Origin of the sequence: Jeotgalibacillus sp. S-D1 (assembly GCF_004358665.1) — a bacterium.
GTDB lineage: Bacteria > Bacillota > Bacilli > Bacillales > Jeotgalibacillaceae > Jeotgalibacillus.
In genome coordinates, this window is record NZ_SMZR01000001.1 from 105,069 (window position 1) to 127,786 (window position 22,718).

Annotated in this window: 20 protein-coding genes; 18 read left to right on the forward strand and 2 right to left on the reverse strand. The window is 39.6% G+C overall.

All coding sequences use genetic code 11. The features are described 5' to 3' along the window. Nucleotides 1-236 precede the first annotated feature (236 nt). Complete coding sequence (gene cysK / locus E2R51_RS00570; protein ID WP_133375022.1) at nucleotides 237-1,172, reverse strand: cysteine synthase A; 936 nt, start codon at nucleotides 1,170-1,172, stop codon at nucleotides 237-239. Between the two features lie 166 nt (nucleotides 1,173-1,338). Here cysK and thpR point away from each other — a divergent pair, with 166 nt between their 5' ends. The 18 genes from thpR to E2R51_RS00660 all read left to right on the forward strand — a co-directional run bounded on the left by thpR (nucleotide 1,339) and on the right by E2R51_RS00660 (nucleotide 21,870). After that, entirely contained in the window at nucleotides 1,339-1,884 is a 546-nt protein-coding gene (gene thpR, locus E2R51_RS00575) for an RNA 2',3'-cyclic phosphodiesterase (protein WP_165967098.1), read from the forward strand. A 23-nt stretch (nucleotides 1,885-1,907) separates the two neighbouring features. After that, nucleotides 1,908-2,876 carry a nuclease-related domain-containing protein gene (locus tag E2R51_RS00580; RefSeq protein ID WP_133375027.1) on the forward strand — a complete coding sequence of 323 codons (969 nt, stop codon included), beginning with the start codon at nucleotides 1,908-1,910 and terminating at the stop codon, nucleotides 2,874-2,876. Between the two features lie 11 nt (nucleotides 2,877-2,887). Beyond that, on the forward strand, nucleotides 2,888-3,853 hold the full coding sequence (locus E2R51_RS00585) for a diacylglycerol/lipid kinase family protein (protein ID WP_133375029.1): 966 nt from the start codon (nucleotides 2,888-2,890) through the stop codon (nucleotides 3,851-3,853). A gap of 108 nt (nucleotides 3,854-3,961) precedes the next feature. Further along, a complete protein-coding gene (locus E2R51_RS00590; protein ID WP_133375031.1) occupies nucleotides 3,962-4,765 on the forward strand; it encodes a phosphotransferase family protein in 804 nt (267 codons plus the stop codon). A gap of 79 nt (nucleotides 4,766-4,844) precedes the next feature. Next, nucleotides 4,845-5,483, forward strand: coding sequence for a tRNA (guanosine(46)-N7)-methyltransferase TrmB (trmB, locus tag E2R51_RS00595; RefSeq protein WP_133375033.1), 639 nt, complete (start codon nucleotides 4,845-4,847; stop codon nucleotides 5,481-5,483). A gap of 96 nt (nucleotides 5,484-5,579) precedes the next feature. Further along, nucleotides 5,580-6,434 (forward strand): YtnP family quorum-quenching lactonase, encoded by an 855-nt coding sequence (locus E2R51_RS00600; RefSeq protein WP_133375035.1) that lies wholly within the window; start codon nucleotides 5,580-5,582, stop codon nucleotides 6,432-6,434. Nucleotides 6,435-6,964: 530 nt separating this feature from the next. After that, a complete protein-coding gene (gene iolB / locus E2R51_RS00605) occupies nucleotides 6,965-7,765 on the forward strand; it encodes a 5-deoxy-glucuronate isomerase (protein ID WP_133375037.1) in 801 nt (266 codons plus the stop codon). 104 nt (nucleotides 7,766-7,869) lie between these two features. Then, complete coding sequence (locus E2R51_RS00610) at nucleotides 7,870-8,949, forward strand: M24 family metallopeptidase (RefSeq protein ID WP_165967099.1); 1,080 nt, start codon at nucleotides 7,870-7,872, stop codon at nucleotides 8,947-8,949. Nucleotides 8,950-9,004: 55 nt separating this feature from the next. Next, nucleotides 9,005-10,315 (forward strand): multi antimicrobial extrusion protein MatE, encoded by a 1,311-nt coding sequence (locus E2R51_RS00615; protein WP_133375041.1) that lies wholly within the window; start codon nucleotides 9,005-9,007, stop codon nucleotides 10,313-10,315. A gap of 97 nt (nucleotides 10,316-10,412) precedes the next feature. Then, nucleotides 10,413-12,140, forward strand: a complete 1,728-nt coding sequence (locus E2R51_RS00620) for a cache domain-containing sensor histidine kinase (RefSeq protein ID WP_133375043.1) — start codon at nucleotides 10,413-10,415, stop codon at nucleotides 12,138-12,140. A gap of 4 nt (nucleotides 12,141-12,144) precedes the next feature. After that, the gene (locus E2R51_RS00625) at nucleotides 12,145-13,698 is read left to right on the forward strand and encodes a response regulator (protein WP_133375045.1); all 1,554 of its coding nucleotides are present in this window, start codon (nucleotides 12,145-12,147) and stop codon (nucleotides 13,696-13,698) included. 296 nt (nucleotides 13,699-13,994) lie between these two features. Continuing rightward, nucleotides 13,995-15,296, forward strand: a complete 1,302-nt coding sequence (locus E2R51_RS00630; protein ID WP_133375047.1) for an ABC transporter substrate-binding protein — start codon at nucleotides 13,995-13,997, stop codon at nucleotides 15,294-15,296. Between the two features lie 209 nt (nucleotides 15,297-15,505). Further along, complete coding sequence (locus E2R51_RS00635) at nucleotides 15,506-16,405, forward strand: carbohydrate ABC transporter permease (RefSeq protein ID WP_133376286.1); 900 nt, start codon at nucleotides 15,506-15,508, stop codon at nucleotides 16,403-16,405. A gap of 17 nt (nucleotides 16,406-16,422) precedes the next feature. Next, nucleotides 16,423-17,268, forward strand: a complete 846-nt coding sequence (locus tag E2R51_RS00640; RefSeq protein ID WP_133375049.1) for a carbohydrate ABC transporter permease — start codon at nucleotides 16,423-16,425, stop codon at nucleotides 17,266-17,268. 25 nt (nucleotides 17,269-17,293) lie between these two features. After that, nucleotides 17,294-18,421 carry a glycoside hydrolase family 88/105 protein gene (locus E2R51_RS00645; RefSeq protein WP_133375051.1) on the forward strand — a complete coding sequence of 376 codons (1,128 nt, stop codon included), beginning with the start codon at nucleotides 17,294-17,296 and terminating at the stop codon, nucleotides 18,419-18,421. 302 nt (nucleotides 18,422-18,723) lie between these two features. Further along, on the forward strand, nucleotides 18,724-20,016 hold the full coding sequence (locus tag E2R51_RS00650; protein WP_133375053.1) for a Gfo/Idh/MocA family protein: 1,293 nt from the start codon (nucleotides 18,724-18,726) through the stop codon (nucleotides 20,014-20,016). A gap of 54 nt (nucleotides 20,017-20,070) precedes the next feature. Beyond that, a complete protein-coding gene (locus E2R51_RS00655; RefSeq protein WP_133375056.1) occupies nucleotides 20,071-20,712 on the forward strand; it encodes a YesL family protein in 642 nt (213 codons plus the stop codon). Between the two features lie 234 nt (nucleotides 20,713-20,946). Beyond that, nucleotides 20,947-21,870, forward strand: a complete 924-nt coding sequence (locus E2R51_RS00660) for an AEC family transporter (RefSeq protein ID WP_133375058.1) — start codon at nucleotides 20,947-20,949, stop codon at nucleotides 21,868-21,870. Nucleotides 21,871-21,884: 14 nt separating this feature from the next. On the opposite strand, the gene E2R51_RS00665 is transcribed toward E2R51_RS00660, so the two are convergent. Continuing rightward, nucleotides 21,885-22,706: a sugar phosphate isomerase/epimerase family protein gene (locus E2R51_RS00665; protein WP_133375060.1), complete on the reverse strand. Its 822-nt coding sequence runs from the start codon at nucleotides 22,704-22,706 to the stop codon at nucleotides 21,885-21,887. Between the last annotated feature and the right edge of the window lie 12 nt (nucleotides 22,707-22,718).

Below are 22,718 nucleotides of genomic sequence, written 5' to 3' on the forward strand. Positions count from 1 at the left end.
TCACCCTTCCCGCTTTATCACGCAGGAGTCGCCGCCTTCCGCTCCAATGAACCTAGGCGTTCAACTGTTATAGGGTAGTAAAAATAAGGAAAATAAATCTGGGCAAAATAAAGAATGTGTTCATGAATAAATTTCATGAACACATTCTTTTTGTCATTTAATGAGTTTTGTTTCTGCCTCTTTACTTGATTGCCCCTTTAAAACAAACCAATTAAAAATGGGCTGATCTTTTTTTATTATTCTTCAAAACGGAATAGATCACTTGATAAATAACGTTCACCCGTATCACAGGCAATAAAAATAACGATGGAATCTTTCGGCAGTGTTTTTGCTACTTCCAGTGCTGCAAAGCAGGCAGCGCCTGATGACGGACCTACCAGAATGCCCTCTTCACGGGCTAGCCTGCGCGTAATATCATAGGCATCTTCATCTTCAATTTTATGAATTTTATCATAAACGGATTGATTCAAAATGGACGGGATAAAACCAGGGCTTGTTCCCACCAATTTGTGCTTACCGGGTTTTCCGCCTGACAGAACAGGAGATCCGGCTGGTTCGACCACATGTACCTGCAGGTCGGGATACTTTTCTTTTAGCACTTCTCCCGTGCCGGTAATTGTCCCGCCTGTCCCCGCAGTAGCCACAAAAGCGCCGAGCGGCTTGTCCAATTGATTTACCGCTTCCACGATTTCCAGAGCAGTGGAATTTCTGTGGGCATCGGGGTTTGCCTCATTATCAAATTGCATAGGCAGGAAGCTGTTTGGAATGTTTTCTGCAAGTTCTTTTGCCTTTTCAATGGCTCCTGGCATTTTTTTGTCTCCAGGGGTGAGCACGACTTCTGAACCGTAAGCTTTTAATAAATTAATACGCTCACTTGTCATTGTATCCGGCATAACAAGTATAGAACGATAACCGCGGGCAGCTGCATTCATGGCAATGCCGATCCCTGTATTGCCGCTTGTAGGCTCGATAATGGTGGAGCCTTCTTTTAAGAGCCCTTCTTTTTCAGCCTGTGCCATCATGTTGTATGCAGCACGGTCCTTAACACTTTTACTGGGATTATAATATTCGAGTTTTGCATAAACAGTGGCTCCATTTTCAGGCTGCAGCCGGTTTAATTTAACAAGCGGGGTATCCCCGATCAAATCTGCAATATTAGTAACGACTTTCATTTAACATTCATCCTTTCAACCCTTCATCCGATACGTTCTACCCTCATTATTCTACCCTTTAGGCCGTTTTCATTCAATTAACTACTCTTATTTCACTTGATCTGGCTAATTTTCACGGAAAGGGTATAATAACACAAAAAGACAGATGCAGCTGGAGGCCTTAGAAATGTCGAATCCCCATTATTTTATTGCGGCTGAACTGCCGGCAGATGTGAAGGAAAAGATTGAAAAGCAAAAAAAACAGTGGTCGGAAAAATTCAAATTTAAGCAATGGACCCACATGGAAGATTTACATATTACTCTTGCTTTTTTAGGTGCGGCAGATGAAAAAGAGATTGAGCAGTATCAAAGGTATTTAAAAGAAAAAATTCCCGAACTGCCTGCAGCAGATCTGGTCATTGAGCGGACAGATTATTTTGGGAGAGAGGCAAATCCCCGTATATTTTGGATTGGCCCAAAGGATGAACTGGGGCTCCAGACACTTTATAATTTGGTTCAGCAGATCGTCGCAAAAGCAGGTGGCACAACAGAAAAAAGACCGTACCGCCCTCATATTACCCTTGCAAAAAAATGGATAGGAAACGAGACTTTTCAATTGCCTGAAAGCATACAGGCCATTGATTTTACCGTTTCATCTGTTGCCCTTTACCGGATTCACCCCGCTGAATCACCAAAATATGAAGTGGTGGCCCGATTTATGATGCAGCAATAAAACCTCTATAAGGAGGGAAAGGTATGGCTCAATTAATTAAGCTTGGTGATTATGTGTCAAGATATGAGAATAATATGCTCCATTACTCTTCACAGTTTTCTCAGCTGAAAAAACAGCAATGGACAAGTATTAAAGAGCAATGGGAAAGGGGTACTCTTGGTTTATATAAAGAGGACACAGCGATAAATGAAGAAGCATCAAATGGTCTTTTAAAACGATTTAAAAAGAACTGGGATAAGCTTGGAGACTCAAGTATTGATTCAATTAAGGAAGTAGTGGTCAAGCCTGCCATGAATCATGGAGTTTTTGATTTTCAACCGGTGTTTTATTATCGTCCACATACCTTGGAAGATCTTAAACATGCTTACATGGATAAGCTGTTTCCATTTCAGTTAAAATGGGCTAGTCAAACGCTGATAGAGAAGTCCTATATAGATTCAAAATACAGAAGAGAAGAACCTCTCAGATATTTTCTGCACCAGTTTCCTGATACATATCTACTGATGTATAAACCTGTCATTCTATTAAAAAATGCTCCGGTTGAACTTGATATACTGCTAATCACTCCGCTTCATGCATGGTGCATCCATGTGTTGGAAGAAGCCGATCGAACTGTTTATATTGGTTCAACTCAACGTTTTTGGACTGTAAAAACGGGCAGTCATGAAAAAAGAATAGTGAATCCTTCTTTATCACTGGACCGGACAGAATCCATTATAAAAGGGTTATTGAAAAGAGAGGCAATCGATCTTCCAGTTAAGAAAATGCTCCTTTCAAGAAATGGGTATATTGATTATCCGGATCTTCCTTTTGGCTTAAGCCTTTTAGATAAGAAAAACTATGAATCATGGTTTAACCACCAGCAAAGCAGCAATCTTCCATTAAAACATATACAATTAAAAGCAGCCCGGACGATTATGGCGCATACACAAACTACCTCTGTGCAGCGTTTGGAACGGGAAGGGGACGAAGAACAACCCCCTGCATTTTAGGAGGTGAGAGTATGAAGATTATCTTGATCATTAACCCCGCAGCAGGAAATGGGCAGGCAATGCGTCTATTTGCGGATATTGAACCAGTCTGTGTTCAGGAAAATATAGAATATTGGGTAACGAAAGCACCGTTTGAAGCCTCCGGACGGATAAGAGAATGGTGCTTGCAGCATCCTGATGAATTGGTACTGTTTGCCGGTATGGGCGGAGACGGAACGATGCATGAGCTGATAAATGGTGCAGCTGGTTTTGAGAATGCTCATATTACCTGTCTTCCTGCCGGATCAGGCAACGACTTCGCCCGTCATTTTGGTTCCTTCCCATGTACAAAAGAAACGATGTACTTATTAAAACAATCGGTAAAAAATGTGGAGCTGCATGATCGTATATATTTTGAAGGTCCAAAAACAGGCTCATTTGTAAACAATATGGGTGTCGGTTTTGATGCGGCAGTTGCACATTCCTCCAACCGGTCTGCATTAAAAAAATGGCTGAATCGGTTCAAAGCCGGCAGGCTGGTCTATGTATTTTATCTTCTGCGCCATCTGTTTACTTACCGGCCTGGTGACTTTCAGATTGAAATAGATGGAAAGACTAATAGCTGGCAGAAAGTATGGTTTATTACGCTTGCGAACCAGCCATTTTATGGAGGCGGAATGAAAATCGCGCCAAATGCCGATTCACAAGATGGAATACTTGATATTATCGTGGTTCATCATTTATCAAAATTAAAGTTTCTGGCTTTATTTATCAGTGTGTTCTGGGGCGGTCATTTACGTTTTAAAGAAGTAGATGTTATCCGAGGAAAAAAAGTTGAAGTATGGTCAGGAAATCATGTGCTGATCCATGCGGATGGTGAAGAAGCTGGATTGATGTCAGAAAATGCCGGAATTCAAGTCGAAGTTTGTCAAAAAAACTGGAGATTAGTGAAACTTGAAAGAACTAAGGTCTTGACGAATGACCCTCCGAAACGATAGAATTTTAAAAAGGATAGCTATTGTCTTTTAAGCGCCAATAGCTATCTTTTTCTATTTTATTTAGAAAAAGTATGTTTCCTAAAGACAAAGATATAGAAGGTGAATGAATTGGAACACTTGTTTGATAAAGAATGGGAAATCATGTCTGCAGGCGGAGCCTCCGGCGAAGCTTTTTTTGCACAATTTCATGAGCAAAAACTGTTCTTAAAGCGCAATTCTTCTCCTTTTCTCGCTGTATTATCGGCAGAGGGAATTGTTCCCCGCCTAAAATGGACCAAGCGTCTTGAAAATGGCGATGTCATAACCGCTCAGCATTGGCTAAGCGGACGTGAACTGTCAGCAGATGAAATGACTGGAGCAAGGGTAGCGCGCCTATTAAAAAAAATTCATAGCTCCAAACCGCTAACCTCTATGCTGCGTCGATTAGGAAAAGAAACGTATGAGCCGTCTTTTATGCTGGAAGAAGTAAAATCCACTCTTGATATCGAGCTGACGTTATTAAAGCCGGTGATGGATGCTATTGATTTTTTGCAGGCGAATGTAGAGAATGTTGGAACAACAGAGTACGTGGTTTGCCACGGAGATGTTAATCATAATAATTGGCTGCTGTCTGATGAAGATGAACTGTTCCTGATTGATTGGGATGGTGCTATGTTAGCCGACCCTGCTGTAGATGTTGGCATGCTCCTATACTGGTACATACCGGCAAAAGATTGGGAAAGTTGGATGAAGCAGTATGGCGTAGCTTTAACGAATGAATTCCGGTTGCGGATGAAATGGTATGTAGTCTGCCAGGCTTTACTTATGCTTCAATGGCAAAAAGAAAAAGGCCGTCTGCATGATGTAAACAAATGGATGAAATTTTTACAGCAAAGCTTTTACAGCTATTGTCCGACTGAGAAAAAGAAATAGCCCGGTGCCTTTTTCTAAAAGAACCATTTAGAAAAATCATCCGAGGCTATTTTTAAATTGAATAAGAGGTGCAACAATTATGAGAACGAGAAATAAACCTTGGGCTGCCGAGCGATTATCCGACTTTCCGCAATTTGCAGTGCCGAATCCTGACCGCTTAAAAGGGAAATGGACTGAAGAATTTGCAAATTCAAATCCAATTCATATTGAAGTAGGTACGGGGAAAGGTCGCTTTATTACTGAAATGGCCAGAGCCAATCCGGAAATTAATTACATTGGAATAGAACTGTCTGAAAGCATCATTGTTACTGCGCTTGACCGTTTGATTGAAGTGGATCTGCCCAATGTAAAGCTCCTGAATATTAATGCGGAGGATTTAACGTCTGTATTTGAAAAAGGAGAAGTTAACCGCGTTTATTTAAATTTCTCTGATCCATGGCCAAAAAATCGTCATGAAAAACGCCGGCTGACATTTAAAACCTTTTTAGACTTATATAAATCTGTACTTCCTGCTAATGGAGAAATTCACTTTAAAACAGATAATCAAGGGCTGTTTGAATATTCTCTTCAAAGCTTTTCTTCTTATGGCATGCTGTTAACGTATGTTAGCCTTGACCTTCACAAAAGTGAATTTGAAGGGAATATCATGACAGAATATGAAGAGCGATTTTCAAAAAAGGGCCAGCGGATTTACCGATGTGAAGTTCGCTATCAATAAATAGAAAACAGAACGCTTATCGCAGCGTTCTGTTTTCTATTTATCGGGATTTTAAATATGTTAAAATGGAAGCGTATTCAATAAGGAGGTAGTTTAATGGATTCATTTATTTTTGGAGAGTGGACAGTCAGATGGCTGGATGGAGGCATTACAAATATGGATGGGGGAGCAATGTTTGGTGTTGTGCCAAGACCGTTATGGTCAAAAAAATATCCTCACAATGATTTAAATCAAATCGAGCTGCCAACTGAACCGATTTTACTGACAAATGACAGCCATCATATACTAATCGATTCCGGTGTAGGTCATGGCAAGCTGTCTGATAAGCAAAAACGAAATTATGGTGTTACAAGAGAATCGAATATTGAACGATCATTAAATGAGCTGAACCTTAAAAGTACGGATGTTGATATTATTCTAATGACCCATATGCACTTTGACCATGCAAGTGGATTAACGGAAATAAACGGAGATAAGCTGGTCTCTTCCTTTCCTAATGCTAAAATTTATACGTCAAAAGTGGAATGGGATGAGCTGCGGGAGCCCAATATCCGTTCTCGAAATACATACTGGGAAGATAACTGGAAACCCATTGAGGATCAGGTTATTACTTTTAACGAAGAAATAGAGATTATTCCAGGCGTAAAAATGATCCATACTGGCGGACACAGCGACGGACATTCGATTGTCGTAGTGGAACAGAACGGTGAGACCATGATACATATGGCCGATCTTATGCCAACCCATGCCCATCAGAATCCTCTTTGGGTGCTGGCTTACGATGATTATCCCATGACGTCCATTACAGCCAAGCAAAAATGGGTGAAAAAAGGGATAGAAGAAAATTGGTGGTTTACCTTCTACCATGATTCCTTTTACCGGGCACTAAAATGGGATGCGACAGGCAAGGAAATGATCGACAGCGTTAAAAGAACGCCATTTACTAGATAGAAACAAAAAAAGAGACTGGAACAATCTAGAACAAAGAAAGTAATTTACCCAAAAACTTGGTGCTAAACTGAATCGCACCTATGCGATTGCTGCAAATCATGACAAAACGTCCGTACTTCTATATGCGGACAACTAAGGTTGGCCGGATCGTAGCAATAATGCCTGAGCTGCATGCTTTGGTAAATCAAATGATGAACTGCCTTTCATTGGCGAGCACCCTGTGAAAGAAAATGTATACTACTGCTTAGGCTTCGGTTGAAATGGAACTGTTTATTCGAAACTTGGAGCAAGACTGTTATGTGAAATGATTAGTGGTGAGAACATGAAGATGAGGATATTGTAAGGATTGATCAATAAGTATACCCCATTAGGGTCTCCTGTTTTCAAATGGGAGATCTTTTTTTGCGGAGAAGTTGAAAAAATCTGAATCTTTCTATATAATAAAATAACAACGTTGTTATTTTGTTTTTATAAGCTAATTTATGTTTTAACTTTACTTAAAAATATTAAACTTTAAAGGGGATGAAAACATGAAACGATTTATAAAGGGGCAGGACCAAAAAGGCTATCAAGATATTTTTAGTGAGCGGTACGAATTATTGGATTATCTGGCTTTTGGAAAGTTGATTCTTGATCAGGGAGAATCCTATCATACAAATACAGATAACTATGAACAAGCACTGGTAATTTTATCGGGTAAGGCAACCATAGAGGCTGAAGGAGTTAGATGGGAAAAACTAGGAGGTAGAAGTACGGTTTTTGAAGACAAAGCGACTACGGTTTATGTTCCGTGCCAATCTTCTTATGCTGTAGCGGCTGACACAGATGTGGTCATTGCCATTTGTAAGGTGAAAGCAGAAAATAAAACGGCTTCATTCGTTGTGCGTCCTGAGGATGTTGTTGTACACAATCGGGGAGAAAAACAATGGAATCGTACCGTTTTTGACATTTTAGCTGCTCAGGCAGACGGTAAAGTAGATCGAATTGTATTAGGAGAGACGATCAATCATCCTGGTCAATGGTCTGGATATCCTCCTCATAAGCATGACGGAGAATTTGCTCCTGAGGAGCCGCATTTAGAGGAGATTTATCACTATCAAGTGAATCCAGAACAAGGGTTTGGTGTTCAGCATCATTACACGAAAGACGGGTCAATTGATGCTGCTTATCCAATTCGAAACGGTGACAGCTTTGCTATTGATATCGGATACCATCCTGTTGGGGGTGCCGGAGGATATGAAGTCTACTACCTGTGGTTTATGGCAGGGGAGACTGGACGCAAGCTTTACCCTTATGAAGATCCAGATCATAAATGGCTCCACAACAAATAAATCGATAAACTGCCAGCATGAAATGACAAGTGAGCATACCTGCGATCACGAGCATGGACTGCCTTGGCAGTTTTTTATTCGCGAAAAAAGCTGAGGAGGGCAATATGACAACAATATTTGACAGGAAAGTTGAAGCGGTGCGAAATGTCCTGATGCAAAACAGTATTGAAGGTCTTTTATTTACCTTACAAAAAAATGTTTCATGGCTAACAGGTGCCAGAAGCTTTATTAATTCAGCTTCCGAAAAATCGATCGCTGCGATTTTGGTGACTTCAGATAAGGTGATCTTAATCGTAAATAATATAGAATCAAACCGTATGATAGAAGAAGAGATTCAGGGGACCATTGATATAGTAGAAACGTTTCCGTGGTATGAGCCGGAGAAATCAACTAACATTATACAAAAATATACCGATTTATTAGCAATGAAAGTAGATCTTGAGCTGGAAAATGAACTACTCCAGCTGCGATTAACGGTATTGGAAGAAGAAAAAGATAGTTTATTTTTACTGGGAAGACAAACTGCGGAAGCCATTGAGCAAACAGCATTTAATCTTGCAATTGGTGATTCAGAGTTTGAGGTTGCCTCGTACCTTGCTCGGGAATGTCTCAAAAGAGAAATCGAACCGATTGTTAATCTCGTAGCTGCAGATGACCGGATATATCAAAGAAGGCATCCACTTCCGACATCAAAAAAACTCCAGCAGTATGCATTGCTGGTAGTATGTGGCCGCCGAAAGGGAGTATTCGTTTCGGTTTCTCGTCTAGTTCATTTTGGGAAGCTTTCTTATGAACTGATTGACCTTCATCGATCTGTGGCGACAATCGACGCCAAAATGATCGCAGCAACAACTTCAGGAGTACATTCACAGGAGTTATTTAATGTGATGCAAGATGCTTACCAAACAGAGGGATATCCAGATGAATGGAAGTTTCATCATCAGGGCGGGCTATCCGGTTATCATTCCAGAGAGCAGCTTTTGCTGCCATCAGATCCGTCTTTTGAGGTTAAAACCAGTCAGGTCTATGCGTGGAATCCAAGTTTGGCTGGAGTAAAGTCCGAGGACACGATCTTTATTGAGGGTTCCAGTCCCACGATCATTTCTTACACCGGTCAATTCCCAATGATTGAAGTAAATTTAGGAAATCAGCTGTGGAAACGTCCGGCGATTTTGGTGAGATAAAGGAAAAGAGAATTTAACAGATACCTTTTAACAAGCTAGAAGGAAGGGTTCCTAATTGAGTAATCATAACAGTTCATTTACCTATAGACAGTTGGCAGCATTTTTTATTCCTCTTGGATTTTCCGCCAGTTTAACATCGATTACCCATGTTATTATCAACGGCACATTAAGCAGAGGTGAAGATGCAGCATTTATCATTGCTTGTTATGCAGTGGCTTTTTCTTTGTTTGGCATTATTGAGAGGCCGATTATTGTTTTTAGGCAAACATGTTCCGCGCTTGTGAAGGATTTGAAATCGTTTAAACAGCTAAACCATTTCATGATGCTTGTGATTGGGGTTCTTATCGGTTTCTGTATGATCCTGTCTTTCACACCTATAGAAGGATGGGTATACATCCAGTTGTTTAATGCCAACGAAAATATGGTTACAACAATCTCTCGTACATTTAAAGTCATAACGCTTGTTATTATCTTCTCTGGCATTCGCGGTATTTATCAGGGGATCATAATCAATCAATTGGAAACAAAATGGCTGTCCATTATGGTCGTGATTAGACTGTGTGCGATGTTTTTAGCGTCTTATCTCTTTGTGATATTTGGATATGTCACGAGTATGACAGGTGCCATGATTTTCTTAATTGGAATGATGATTGAATGTGTAATCAGCGTCTGGAAGGGACATTCCTTGCTAAAAGAACATTATCAGGAAGATCAATCAGATCTGAAAAAAACAGAAATCCTTAACTTTTATTTTCCACTCGTGTTTTATTTTTTAATACAGACCATGTTAATTCCAGTTATATATGTGTTTTTATCTAAATCCAATGAGATTGAATTGAGTATTGCTTCCTTTGCTCTTGCGTTTAGCATTACTCAGATGCTGCTGAGTTTTTTTATGTATACTCATCAGCTCGTTTTACAGCTTTTTGAAAAGAACCAACAAAAGGTGATTACCTTTTTTACACCCGTCAGCTTATTACCAGCGCTGTCATTAATCATTTTATGTTATACGCCCGCAGGCTTATATTTTATGGAGACATTGATGGGGGCTGATAAAAATCTTGCTGTTGAAACATTGGTTGTACTAAAGTTTTTCATTATTAAAACGCTCGTATTTCCGTGGGTAGATTTTTTAAATGGTTTTTTAATGCTGCGTCGTAAAACGAGAAGAATGCTCGCAGCTCAGCTTGCTAATATGGCAGTAGTGTTTATCGCGCTATTTGCTCTTGTCGCTTCTTTCCCTTATTTGAACGGAGTAAACGGGGCACTTGCAGCGTCATTAGGTGAGTTGACAGGTCTCATTATAGTTAGTTTCATTGTGTACCACGCTGCAAAGCAGGATAAATTAATGAAAAACGTCCAATAATGTTTGTAGCAGGACTAACTATATAACGAAATGATCAATTTTGTTCCTTCGCTACCATGTTATAATAAACTGAAAAAAGTGAAAATAGGGGGATATCATGAGGGTTAAACCTTTTTACAGCAACTTTAAAATTAAAAACAAGATATTCTCCATTTCACTGCTATTGTTATTAATCTTTTGCTTAATTGGGATAGTTAGCTATCAATTTTATACGTCTATGTATGAGGAACGCATTGCCGAACAGTCTGTTGCAACGCTTCAATTATCTTCAACGGTCATTGATGAAGAATTAAATTCATTAGAAGTAATGTCTTTTCAAATTAGTACAGATGAATTTATCCAAAGGGATTTGCGTACCATTACAAACAGCCAGATTGACTTTGAGATTTTCCAGGCAAGAATGCGATTGATCGAGCGTTTGCTTATGTTTGCTAATTCTGAGCATTATATTTCATCAATCCAAGTGCGTGATGTTTATGGAGAAAGGTATATATCAGGCTCCAATACAAGGATTAATTCAAACGCTGCTGAAGAACTAATGTCAGCTGCATTTGATGCGGGTGGCGCGAATGTATGGTCACGGATCGATGAGCCGAATTATATTTCTGCGTCAAGATTAATCCGACGCAAGGACAACCTAAATCTGAATAAATTAGGTTACTTAGTTATTACAATCGACATGAATAGACTTGTACAGGAAACGTTGAATTTTTCACCTAATAAAAATTTTATTATCACAATGAATGAAGAAATTTACTATCAAAGTGAAGAGGGGGAATTAGGAACGGTTACTCTTCCGATAGAAAGTTTTGATAACGGTTACAAAACAAATGTAGTGAACGGGAATGACTACCTCACAACTTATAAACACTCAAGGTTTTCGGATCTCACCTATTATCATTTTTTACCATTTGGAGAAATTACGAGACAGACAGAAGCCATCAAGCGAATCATGGTACTGTTATTTTTATTTATGTTGATCTTAACCGTTTTATTAAGCAGAAGAGCAGCTAGAAATATTTCAAAACCACTTGAAAAACTATCAGAAAGAATGAAACAGGTTCAACAAGGGAACTTTGGTCTGTCGTTTGAAGACTCTAATAAATACTATAACGACGAGGTTGGTCTACTTCATGTGAACTTTAAATTAATGATTGACAAAATAAACGAATTGATTCGGGAAAACTATACGAAGCAGCTCATGATTAAAGAAACAGAATACAAAGCGCTTCAAGCTCAAATTAATCCACATTTTCTTTACAACACGCTGGATTCGATTAATTGGCTGGCCAAAATGAATCAGCAGGAAAAAATATCGGTCATGGTTGAAGCATTAGGGAACATGATGAGAAACATAATAAGTAAGAAAGAAGCAATGATCACTATACGAGAAGAAATGGAAATTGTGAACAACTACATTACCATTCAAAAACATCGATATGATAAGCGTCTGCATTTTTCATTTAATAGTTTACTTGAGCATGATTATATAAAAATTCCTAAGTTAACCATTCAGCCGATTGTTGAAAATGCCATTCAGCATGGGCTGGAAGAGATGTTAACGGAATGTCATATCTCAATCAATATATGGCCTCTCGGCGAAGAGATTGAAATTGTTGTTGAAGACAATGGGCCGGGGATTGAAGAAAGGAAAATGGAAGGGATCTATAAAGGAGAAATCCGTTCCAAAAGCTCAGGCATTGGACTGAAAAATATCAATGAGCGAATCAAGCTAATGTTCGGAGAACAATATGGCATCACAATTGAAAGTGAAGTAGGAAAAGGTACCAAAGTGAAAATATTATTACCTTCGATTGCGGGGTGACAAGATGTACAAAGTGCTATTAGTTGACGATGAAATCAATATTTTAGAAGGGATTGCTACCATGGTAAATTGGGAGGGATGCGGAACAGAACTTTTTGTGAAGGCCAATAATGGGCAGTTGGCTTTTGATCTAATCATGAAAGCCCCCCCGGATATCGTGATTACAGATATTAAAATGCCAGGCATTAATGGGGTCGATTTAATTCAGAAAGTTCACAAGATTTTTCCTGAAATAAAATTTATCGTGCTCTCTGGCTACGATGAATTTGAATTTGCTAAAACCGCAATGGAGTGCAATGTGAAGCATTATCTATTAAAGCCAAGCAATGAAAAAAAAATAGAAGCAGCCTTAACTCAAATTGTCGACGATCTAAACGAAAAGCAGGAAAAGGATCATTTTATTGAGAATATGCATGTTCAATTACAAAAAGTAATGCCGATAGCGAAAGAGCAATTTTTAAAAGATTATATAACGAGTAAAAAATATGGCAGAGAGGATTGGGAATACTATAGCAAGCTGTTTAACATTGATCACAGTTCCGGTAACTTCCGTCTAATCTTACTGAGTATTGATGATGCCCACGATTATGAACATCGAATTGCGTTAAAAGAAGTCGCTGCTGACGAATTAAGTGAAAATAAACAAATTAGTCTCTCTACAATCACGGGAGAAAAAGTCGTTTTTCTAATGGAAGAACAGAATGTAACAGAAATAATAGAGCGTCTTAAAAATGCAAAGAGAAAATTCTCGAGTTTCTACTACCTTACTTTCACTTCCGCTGTCAGCAATCAGGGGACCATCAGAGAGTTGAAAACGTTATATAGTGAAGCGTTGAACTGTCTTACCCAGCGTTTTTATTTAGAAGCGGGAAGTATCATCACAACGAATGATCTGAGAAATGACGAGAAAAGCTTTCAAAAACTTCAATATGATCATGAAGATTTAATTTTTATGATCAGAAGCGGAAATAGCAAAGAAGTCAGACAATACTTACAGGCATTTGTTGAGCAGGTGATTGAAAATCAGTATGATGTGAATCTGGTTAAATCTCATTGCATTGAGTTATTTATGCTGATGATCAGGCAGGCTCCTAAGGAAAACATGGATTCTTATTTAGAGGAAATCATCATATTAAAAGATCTTGAAAGCTTTGAGGACATTCGTAAATTTATTGAACGCGTTTCAACAGAGATTTCAGAAGCGTATTACGAACGGACAAAGAAGTCTCAGAGCAATATTCTCCACCGGATTGTTCAATATGTGGACGAGCATATAGCAGATCAGGATCTGTCTTTGACAAAGGTTGCAAACGAAATCCTCTTTATGAATTCTGATTATGTTGGCAAGCTCTTCAAAAAAGAAAAGGGTGAACGTTTTTCCAACTACTTAATTGATCAGCGGATTAAAAAGGCAATTGAGATGTTGGAACAGTCAGATGAAGTGAGAGTATTTGAACTGGCGGAAGCAGTAGGGTTCGGCAATAATCCGAGGTATTTTGGTCAGGTTTTTAAAAAGCACACTGGAGTGACTCCCTCCGAGTATAAGAACAAGGATTAATTCACCTTGGATTAAAGGGGTGTTGGGTGGTAAGACTTCGAAGTGGTTACACATCAGAACCAATAAATAAAGAAAAGTTCTAAACGCATGGAGGTACATGCGTTTTATTCTTTTTTAAAAGGGCTTATCCAATAAACTGTATTGATGGGAAGTGAAGGAAACATAATAACAACGTTTTCATTGAAGTCTGTTTTTTAAACACTGAAGTCTGAATATTTTATTTAATAAAAATAATCAATCCATTATGATGGATTCAGAAGTTAGAAAGCGCTTTCAAAAAAAGGGGGTTTCAGGGGATGAAGAAGAATTTTTTAAGAAGTATGTCGATCGGTCTTGCCCTTGTCGTTTTAGCATCAGGGTGTTCAAGCGATTCAGATGAAGCAACAGGGGAAACTGGGGGAGATGGTGACGGTCAGGTTGAACTTAGAATGACCTGGTGGGGGTCTCAAAGCCGTCATGATCAGACACAGGAAATAATTAAGAAATTTGAAGAAGAAAATCCTGATATTAAAATTAATTCAGAATTTACTGGATTTGATGGTTACTTCGAAAAGATGGCAGCTCAGGCAGCCGGAAATAATTTGCCAGACATCATGCAGCAAAACTTTGGTGAATATCTGAACCAATATGCAGACAAAAATTTACTTGCAGACTTAACTGAGTTTGTAGAAGACGGAACCATAAACGTAGAAGGGGTAAGCGATACGATTATGGATTCCGGAGTGAAGAATGAACAAATGCTGGGTATTCCAACTGGTACAAACGCACTAACTGCTTTTTATAATGTAGATATGCTTGAACAAGCTGGTGTGGAAGCACCGGATGAGAATTGGACATGGGAAGAATATATCGATATTGCTAAGACAGTACATGAAGAAACAGGAAAATATGGAACGAGATTAATGGAACCGAATAATCTCTTCGAATATTATCTGCGTGAAAAAGGACATAAATTGTTTAATGAAGACGGTACAGCACTTGGATACGAAGATGATCAATTGCTGGAAGATTACTTTACGATGAATAAAGAGTTAGTAGATGCAGAAGTTGCACCAGGTTACGACACAATTGCACAAATCAAAGGGGTAGAAGATGAGTTGATCGTTCACGGCGATGCGCCATTTGACTTCAGATGGTCGAATCAAGCAACAGCTCTAGACAGTGCATCAGATCAAAACCTGGAAATGACTTTGCTGCCGGGGAGCAATAATACTGAAGGAATGTACTTAAAGCCGGCGATGTTATGGTCAATTAGTGAAAACTCTGAGCATAAAGAAGAGGCAGCTCGCTTTATCGACTTCTTTACTAACAGTATTGAAGTATATGAAATCAGCGGGTCTGACCGAGGTGTTCCGATCAAAGAAGAAATTCGTGAAGAAATGTCTGCAGAATTAAGTGAGACAGATCAAAAAGTATTTGATTATATTGAACTTGTGACTGAAAATAGTTCAGCCATTGATTCAAACTTCCCTGGACAATCATCAGAAATATTGGCAACTCTGCAAGAGATCGATGAGTTGGTAATGTATGGTGAGATGACTCCAGCAGATGGTGCGGCGGACTTTAGAGCAAAAGCAGAAGCGATTCTTGCTCGATAAACTTTAAAAGAGGGAGTGGTCCTGAGCTTTATAGATCAGGACCATTTTCATTCAATGAGGAAACCAAAAAACAACGAATGAAATGCTATCTCAAATAGATGTTTTGAAAGGGGATGAATTGAATGGTTCGAAAGAGATCTGAACAATTTTCAGAACCGGGAAGTGAAGTGGCTTCAAAACCAAAACCGGTGAATCAGATTAAATCATTAATGCCTAACAAAAAAAGAAAATCCGATAATCATAACTTTACAGGTTATATGTTCATATCACCATTTCTGATAGGGTTTTTTCTATTAACACTTTATCCAATATTGTATTCTCTTTATCTGTCATTTACTGACTACGATTTGATGAGTTCACCAAACTGGATTGGTTTAGACAACTACAGGCGAATGTTTACAGGAGATGCAACATTTTGGAAGTCGATGGAAGTCACCACGATGTATGCCGGGGTAGCTGTGCCAATTCGTTTGGTTTTTGCTCTCCTTGTTGCTCTTGCATTAAATAAAATAGTTGAAGCAGCTGGCTGGTACCGTACATTGCTTTATTTACCATCTGTTGTTGGGGGAAGCATTGCTGTATCTATTATGTGGCGTCAGCTTTTTGGAAATGACGGTGCTGTAAACTCATTTCTTGCAATGTTGGGGCTTCCAACGCACTCTTGGCTTGGAGATCCAGCAACAGCGATTTGGACACTAATCGTTTTATATGGCTGGCAGTTTGGTTCATCAATGCTGATTTTCCTTGCCGGTCTGCGAAATATACCGAAAACGTATTATGAAGCATCAAGCGTAGATGGTGCGGGGCCAATTAAACAATTTTTTATTATCACACTTCCACTTTTAACACCTGTTATTTTATTCAATACAATCATGCAGGTAATACAGGGATTTATGGCTTTCACGCCAAGTTTTGTTGTAACAAATGGAGGACCTGTCAACAGTACCCTCCTATATGTTCTTTACATGTACCAGCGTGCATTTGAGTATTTCGATATGGGATATGCATCTGCCATGGCATGGTTTATGTTAATCATCATTGCAATCCTAACAGGGGTTATCTTCAAGTCGTCACAATACTGGGTTCATTACGAATCAGATAGTAAATAGGAAAGGAGGAAAAACGGATGAATAAAAAATCAAAAAGAACGAAAAAAATCATTCAGCACTCCATCATGATTGTGTTCACAGCGCTTATGATTTATCCGCTCGTTTGGATGTTGAGCAGTTCATTAAAGGAAAGCTCAAGTGTATTCGTAGATGCACATTCATTGATTCCTAAGGGATTGCATTTTGAAAACTATATTACCGGCTGGCAGGGGTTTGGCGGTATCACCTTTTCTACCTTTTTCTTAAACTCGGCGATCATCGCGGTCGTGGCAACAGTAGGGAGCATTATTTCATCCACCATCATTGCCTATGGTTTTGCCAGAATTAAATTTGCAGGAAAAAAAGTTTGGTTTATTTGTATGATGCTGACGATGATGCTGCCATTTGAAATGGTTATGATTCCTCAGTACATCATGTTTAATTCTTTTGGATGGATCGATACTTATTTACCTTTAATATTGCCTACATTTTTTGGAATCCCGTTCTTTATTTTCCTGATTATGCAGTTCATCCGAACAATTCCAATTGAATTGGATGAAGCCGCACGGATTGACGGATGTAATAGTTTGGGGATCTTCTTCCGAATCATCGTGCCATTGATTGTTCCGGCGATGATGACGTCAGCGATCTTTTCATTCTACTGGCGTTGGGATGATTTTATGGGCCCTCTAATTTACCTATCAACCCCTGAAAAATATCCGGTGTCATTGGCACTAAAGCTTTTCTCAGATCCAAACTCAGTGACCAACTGGGGCGCAATGTTTGCGATGTCGACACTTAGTATCGTTCCAATTTTCGTCATCTTCTTTTTCTTCCAGCGATATATTGTCGATGGAATTAGTACAAGCGGGTTGAAAGGATAATATTTTAGAACAGGAGAGAGACAATATGACACAATCAGCTGGAAACACTGTTGCAAACGAATTGAAAACACCATTTGAATGGGGAAAAGCCGCATGTGATTCTTTAATGGCAGCATATAAACCGGAAGAACTTCCGCCTGGTGGACGATGGCATTACCATCAGGGAGTGTTTTTAGTAAGTATGCTTCAACTGAGAGCACTGACAGGCGGGGATCATTATTTAGAATATATAAAAGCCTATGTCGATCACATTATTGATGAGCATGGGAATTTCCTCTGGAACAGAAAAGAATTAGATGCCATTCAGGCAGGCCTGCTGTTATTCGCACTGGATAAAGAAACAGGCGATCGGCGTTACAAAACAGCAGCAACGAAACTGAAAAACATGTTTCCAACATTAAATAAAACGTCGGATGGAGGGTTCTGGCACAAGGATCATTATCCATATCAAATGTGGCTTGACGGACTGTATATGGGCGGCGTCTTTGCGATGAACTATGGAAAAAAATACAATGACCCAGCGCTTTTAGAGCTAGTACTTGAACAAGAACGTTTAATGAGAAAGCATACATTAGACGAAAAAACCGGCTTATATCACCATGCATGGGATGAAAGTAAAAAACAGCCTTGGGCAGATCCTGAGACAGGGAAATCTCCTGAATTTTGGGGCCGGGCCATCGGATGGTATGGCATTACATTTAATGAAATACTGGACTTCTTGCCAGCTGACCATTCTTCTCGTGATGAAATCATAGGAGCATTAAGTGACCTTGTCGAAACGTTAGTAAAATACCAGGATTCGGAAACCTCCATGTGGTATCAAATCGTTGATAAGCAGGATAAAGAAGACAATTGGATTGAAACCTCATGTTCAGCTCTCTTTATCTATACTATTGCCCGGGCAGTTAAGGGTGGATTCGTTGATGAAAAATACAAAGAATTCGCTGTTAAAGGATACAAGGGACTAATCAAAAGAATGAAGTTTGATGACAATGGTGCATTTATTATGCCGGAGATTTGTATTGGTACCGGTGTTGGGGATTATGAACACTACGTAAACAGACCAGTAACGGACAATGATTTGCACGGTGTAGGATCGTTTGTACTGGCAAGTATTGAAATGCAAGACTTACTTCCAACCTTAAAAGCGTAAGCGGGCGTTTAGCTCCGACAGACATAAGACGATCTCCCAATTAGGCTCTGTTTGCCTAAATGGGAGAGTGGCTTATGATCCGAGGAGTTGCCCGGTGCAGCTGGATAAAGTAAAAGCGTAAGTGGGCGTTTAGCTCCGACAGACATAAGGCGATCTCCCAATTAGGCGCTCTTTGCCTAAATGGGAGAGTGACTTATGATCCGAGGAGCTGCCCGGAGAAGCTGGATAAAACAAAAGCGTAAGCGGGCGTTTAGAACAAATAATTCTTAAATAAACGACTAAAAAGTTCAGGGAGGGAAACGATGAAAAAGTTTGCGGTATGTGGCGTAAGTAAACGCGCAATGGGAATGTTCATTCAGCCTATGCTGGATAATTTTTCAGCTACAACTGAACTCGTTGGCTTACTTGACCATGATCCAAAGCGGTTTTCAGTGTGCAAATCAGAATTTCCTTCAATTCAAGGGGTTCACGAATACAATGAGCTTGAATTTGAAAAAATGGTCGCTGAAACCAACCCGGACACAGTGATTGTGACAAGCAGGGATGATACACATATCACGTATATTTTAAAAGCGCTCGAGCTCGATTTAGATGTGATTACTGAAAAACCAATGACCACCACAGCGCTGGACAGCAAAAGAGTTATGGATGCTGAAGCAAAGAGCAAAGGGAAGGTCACTGTGACCTTTAACTATCGTTACAGTCCGTATCATACAAAAATCAAAGAAATACTTTTGTCAGGAAAACTTGGTCGAATCACTTCGGTGGATCTAAATTGGTACATCGACACCTATCACGGATCAAGTTATTTTCAGCGGTGGAATCGAAAAAGAGAATTTTCAGGCGGGCTCTCGATTCATAAATCATCCCATCACTTCGACTTGGTGAACTGGTGGCTCGATCAAAAACCGACAGAGGTATTTGCGTTTGGTGCGCGAAACTATTATGGCAGAGAGAGTGAACTGAATCCGCTGCCTGAAGACGGCCGTCATTGTCATACCTGTCATGTGAAGCACGAGTGCTCGTACTACACAAGATGGAACTCCAGAAGCAACAGCGCAGTAGTAGAAGACGATCATATTGATTCGGACCACAAAAGAAAAGACACGTATACAAATTATCGCCCGGACCAGTGCGTATTTGATTCAGAGATTGATATTGAAGATACCTATACTGCAACGATTCGATATGATAAGGGAGCACTTTTAAGTTATTCTATTAATTTTTCTTTGCCTTATGAAGGGTACCGTCTGGCAATCAACGGAACAAAAGGACGACTGGAAACAACTGAATTTCACGCGCCATCACGTGTGCCGTTTCCTGTTCCTGAACAGACCATTGATTTTTTTCCATTGTTTGGTGCAAAGGAAACCATACATGTGTTAAAAAACAGTGGTGGACATGGGGGAGGAGATCCCCTGATACAAGAAGATCTGTTTATGGGTGAAGATCCGATGAGACTGTATAAGATTTTATCTGGAAGTGAAGACGGTGCTTATGCCGTCACAACCGGGGAAGCCGTTTGGCGTTCAGTCAAAGAAAAACGTTCTATTTTAATAGAAGAATTACTGAATCCAACAATTGTGAACAGCTAAAAAGAGAAAAGCCGCATAATCAAAGTCAGCAATCGTTTTTAAGGAGGTTATTTTATGCAGGTTGGACGATTACTCAACAGCGTATTAGTATTTTGTCGATGGGTTACCTATTTTGCGTTGCTCAATTTATTATGGTTAGGATGTACATTGTTAGGCGGGATCATTTTAGGACTCGCACCAAGTACAGTTGGCATGTATGCAGTAGCGAGAAAAACTGCCATGGGTGAAGAGGATATTGCTGTAGTGAAAACGTTCTGGAGCGTATACCGCAGAGAATTTCTTCGTTCAAATGGACTGGCTTTGACGTTAACGGTTATTGGACTTGTTTGGTATTTTGATCTGAATTTTTTCCGTCAGTTTGAAGGAACCTTTTTCACTGTGATGAATTACTTCATGATGATGGTGGGATTGGCTTTCATTATCTTGTTATCGTATATCCTGCCAGTTTACGTTCATTATGATATGAAGCTGTTGCACTACCTGAAGCAGTCGCTGTTAATCGGCTTTTTACAGCCCGGAAACTTAATTCTTATGTTGATCGGGACGCTGTCGACTTACTACTTTTTTATCTATTTCCCTGGGTTTATCCCAATCTTTGGTTTAACTATTTTTGTTCATTTAAATATGTGGTTTGCCTTTAAATGCTTTGATAGTATTGAAGATATTAAAGTAAGAAGGCATTTTGCAAAAGCATAAGAGGATAAAGACATAGTCTGGGATGGAATTTCTCTTCAGACCATGTCTTTTTTGAATGTCTCTGTAAAATGTGTCTGTTGATCTCCGTGGAAGGTACTCGCTTTAAGCGGGCGGTCCAGGAGCCTCCTGCACCGTGAAAACGTCAGCCTGAAGTGGAAATCATCAATAGTCACGTATAAAAGAGTTACAATGTTCTGTAACAAAGCCTTCAAATAAGTAAAGGGTGAACTTGCCATGGAAATAATTTTTATATTCGTGAATATTTTAGTGCCAATCTTTATTCTCGTAGGGATTGGGGCTTGGATGCATAAATTATTCAAGTTGGATTTATACACACTTGCTAAGCTAAATATTTATTTTTTAAGCCCGGGATTTTTCCTGGTAAGTCTATATCAATCTAATTTTTCTCCGGATTTTTTATGGGCAGTCTTCAGCTTTTTTGCCTTGTTTGTTGTGGGCTTGTACATTCTGGTGCAGATCGTTGCAACAATAGGAAAGTATTCAAAAGGGGTTCGTGGGGTTTTTACAAATAGTGTTTTACTATTTAACTCAGGAAACTATGGAATACCGGTAAATGATTTAGTGTTCAGGCAGGATCCTGTTGCGATGACGGTTCAAGTTATGGTGATGACCTTTCAAAGTGTTCTGGCTTATTCCTTTGGCATTTTTTCACTAAAATCCATTGATACAGGTCGTTTGAAGGCCTTAGCAGGCTTGGCGAAAATGCCGGTAATCTATGCAATGATCGCAGGCTTGCTGTTAAATGCAGCGAATGTTCAGCTTCCAACGTTTATTTTGAAACCTGGCGAATACATCGCAAATGCCATGATTGGGCTTGCGTTATTAACTTTGGGAGCTCAAGTCGCTCAATTAACGTTCAAACCGAAATTGCTGATTGTTTATATAAGCTTATTTATGAGGTTGCTCATCGGGCCTGTTCTTGGGTATGCGGTGATCTCGTTACTTGGATATGATGGTGTGTTAGCGCAAGCGCTGTTGATTGCATCAAGCGTACCAAGCTCTGTAAACAGCGCGATCATTGCACAAGAGTACCGCAATGAACCAGAGCTTGCTGCCCAAATTGTTATGGCGTCAACGATCTTCAGTATGTTTACAGTCACATTAACAATCTACTTTTCTCACCTTTTATTTGCATAATAAGAGGGAGATCATCAAGCATTGAAAATCATTTCATCTAAAAAACGTTTAGACTGCTTGCGTTCTTCCGGTGTGTTGGCAGCTTCCATAATAATATCTACTCCGGGCTTCATTTTGTTTAACAGCTGGAAGTAAAGGTCATAATTCATCTTTCCCCGCCCAGGTGAAGCAGTCTGAATTTCGTTATTAATCATGATCCGGTCTTTAGCGTGACACGCGACTATACGATCGCCTAATAACTCAAATGCTTCCTGAATGACTGCATCTTGGTTGTGAAGATTATCTGCAGTAAGGAGGTTTCCTGGGTCAAGAACGACTCCAAGATTGGTCGCAGGAAACTCAAATAGAAATTCGTGCAGGGTTTTGGCATCACCAATTAGATGGTCGTTAGCTGGTTCGATGCCAATAATAACACCCCATTTCTCAGCTTCTAGAAGCAATTCGTGAATGGAAGCACGCAATGTAGTCCAGTCTTCTTGAGTAAAGCCGGCTGGCATCTTTCCAACTTCAACTGCAACCACTCTGGTGCCAAAAGAAGGTGCATAGCGGAGCAGTTCTTTAAAGCGTTCCAGGTGGTTTTTTCTTTTCATTTCATCACGCTCAAATAAGTGCAAATAGCATGCAAGAACTGAGATTGATACACCGTTTTTGGAGAAAGCGTCTTTGATTTTTCTTGCCAGGCCGGGACTCAGCTTCCCAGCTTCATTAAAATCAGGAGATTCAACTGCTTTCCAAAGTGCTAGCTGAACATGATCAAAGCCGGCTTGTCCTATTTCTGCAGCAAGTTTTTCATAAGGCTGTTTTCCGAATAAATGTGCTAAAACACCGATCGACATCAAACCAGCTCC

Coding starts and splice junctions, on each gene's coding strand:
- E2R51_RS00585 (WP_133375029.1), top strand. CDS start 2,888: ATGAAGATTATCTTGATCATTAACCCCGCAGCAGGAAATGGGCAGGCA.
- thpR (WP_165967098.1), top strand. CDS start 1,339: ATGTCGAATCCCCATTATTTTATTGCGGCTGAACTGCCGGCAGATGTG.
- cysK (WP_133375022.1), bottom strand. CDS start 1,172: ATGAAAGTCGTTACTAATATTGCAGATTTGATCGGGGATACCCCGCTT.
- E2R51_RS00655 (WP_133375056.1), top strand. CDS start 20,071: ATGCAGGTTGGACGATTACTCAACAGCGTATTAGTATTTTGTCGATGG.
- E2R51_RS00625 (WP_133375045.1), top strand. CDS start 12,145: ATGTACAAAGTGCTATTAGTTGACGATGAAATCAATATTTTAGAAGGG.
- E2R51_RS00640 (WP_133375049.1), top strand. CDS start 16,423: ATGAATAAAAAATCAAAAAGAACGAAAAAAATCATTCAGCACTCCATC.
- E2R51_RS00650 (WP_133375053.1), top strand. CDS start 18,724: ATGAAAAAGTTTGCGGTATGTGGCGTAAGTAAACGCGCAATGGGAATG.
- iolB (WP_133375037.1), top strand. CDS start 6,965: ATGAAACGATTTATAAAGGGGCAGGACCAAAAAGGCTATCAAGATATT.
- E2R51_RS00645 (WP_133375051.1), top strand. CDS start 17,294: ATGACACAATCAGCTGGAAACACTGTTGCAAACGAATTGAAAACACCA.
- E2R51_RS00620 (WP_133375043.1), top strand. CDS start 10,413: ATGAGGGTTAAACCTTTTTACAGCAACTTTAAAATTAAAAACAAGATA.
- E2R51_RS00600 (WP_133375035.1), top strand. CDS start 5,580: ATGGATTCATTTATTTTTGGAGAGTGGACAGTCAGATGGCTGGATGGA.
- E2R51_RS00610 (WP_165967099.1), top strand. CDS start 7,870: ATGACAACAATATTTGACAGGAAAGTTGAAGCGGTGCGAAATGTCCTG.
- E2R51_RS00660 (WP_133375058.1), top strand. CDS start 20,947: ATGGAAATAATTTTTATATTCGTGAATATTTTAGTGCCAATCTTTATT.
- E2R51_RS00580 (WP_133375027.1), top strand. CDS start 1,908: ATGGCTCAATTAATTAAGCTTGGTGATTATGTGTCAAGATATGAGAAT.
- trmB (WP_133375033.1), top strand. CDS start 4,845: ATGAGAACGAGAAATAAACCTTGGGCTGCCGAGCGATTATCCGACTTT.
- E2R51_RS00630 (WP_133375047.1), top strand. CDS start 13,995: ATGAAGAAGAATTTTTTAAGAAGTATGTCGATCGGTCTTGCCCTTGTC.
- E2R51_RS00665 (WP_133375060.1), bottom strand. CDS start 22,706: ATGTCGATCGGTGTTTTAGCACATTTATTCGGAAAACAGCCTTATGAA.
- E2R51_RS00635 (WP_133376286.1), top strand. CDS start 15,506: ATGCCTAACAAAAAAAGAAAATCCGATAATCATAACTTTACAGGTTAT.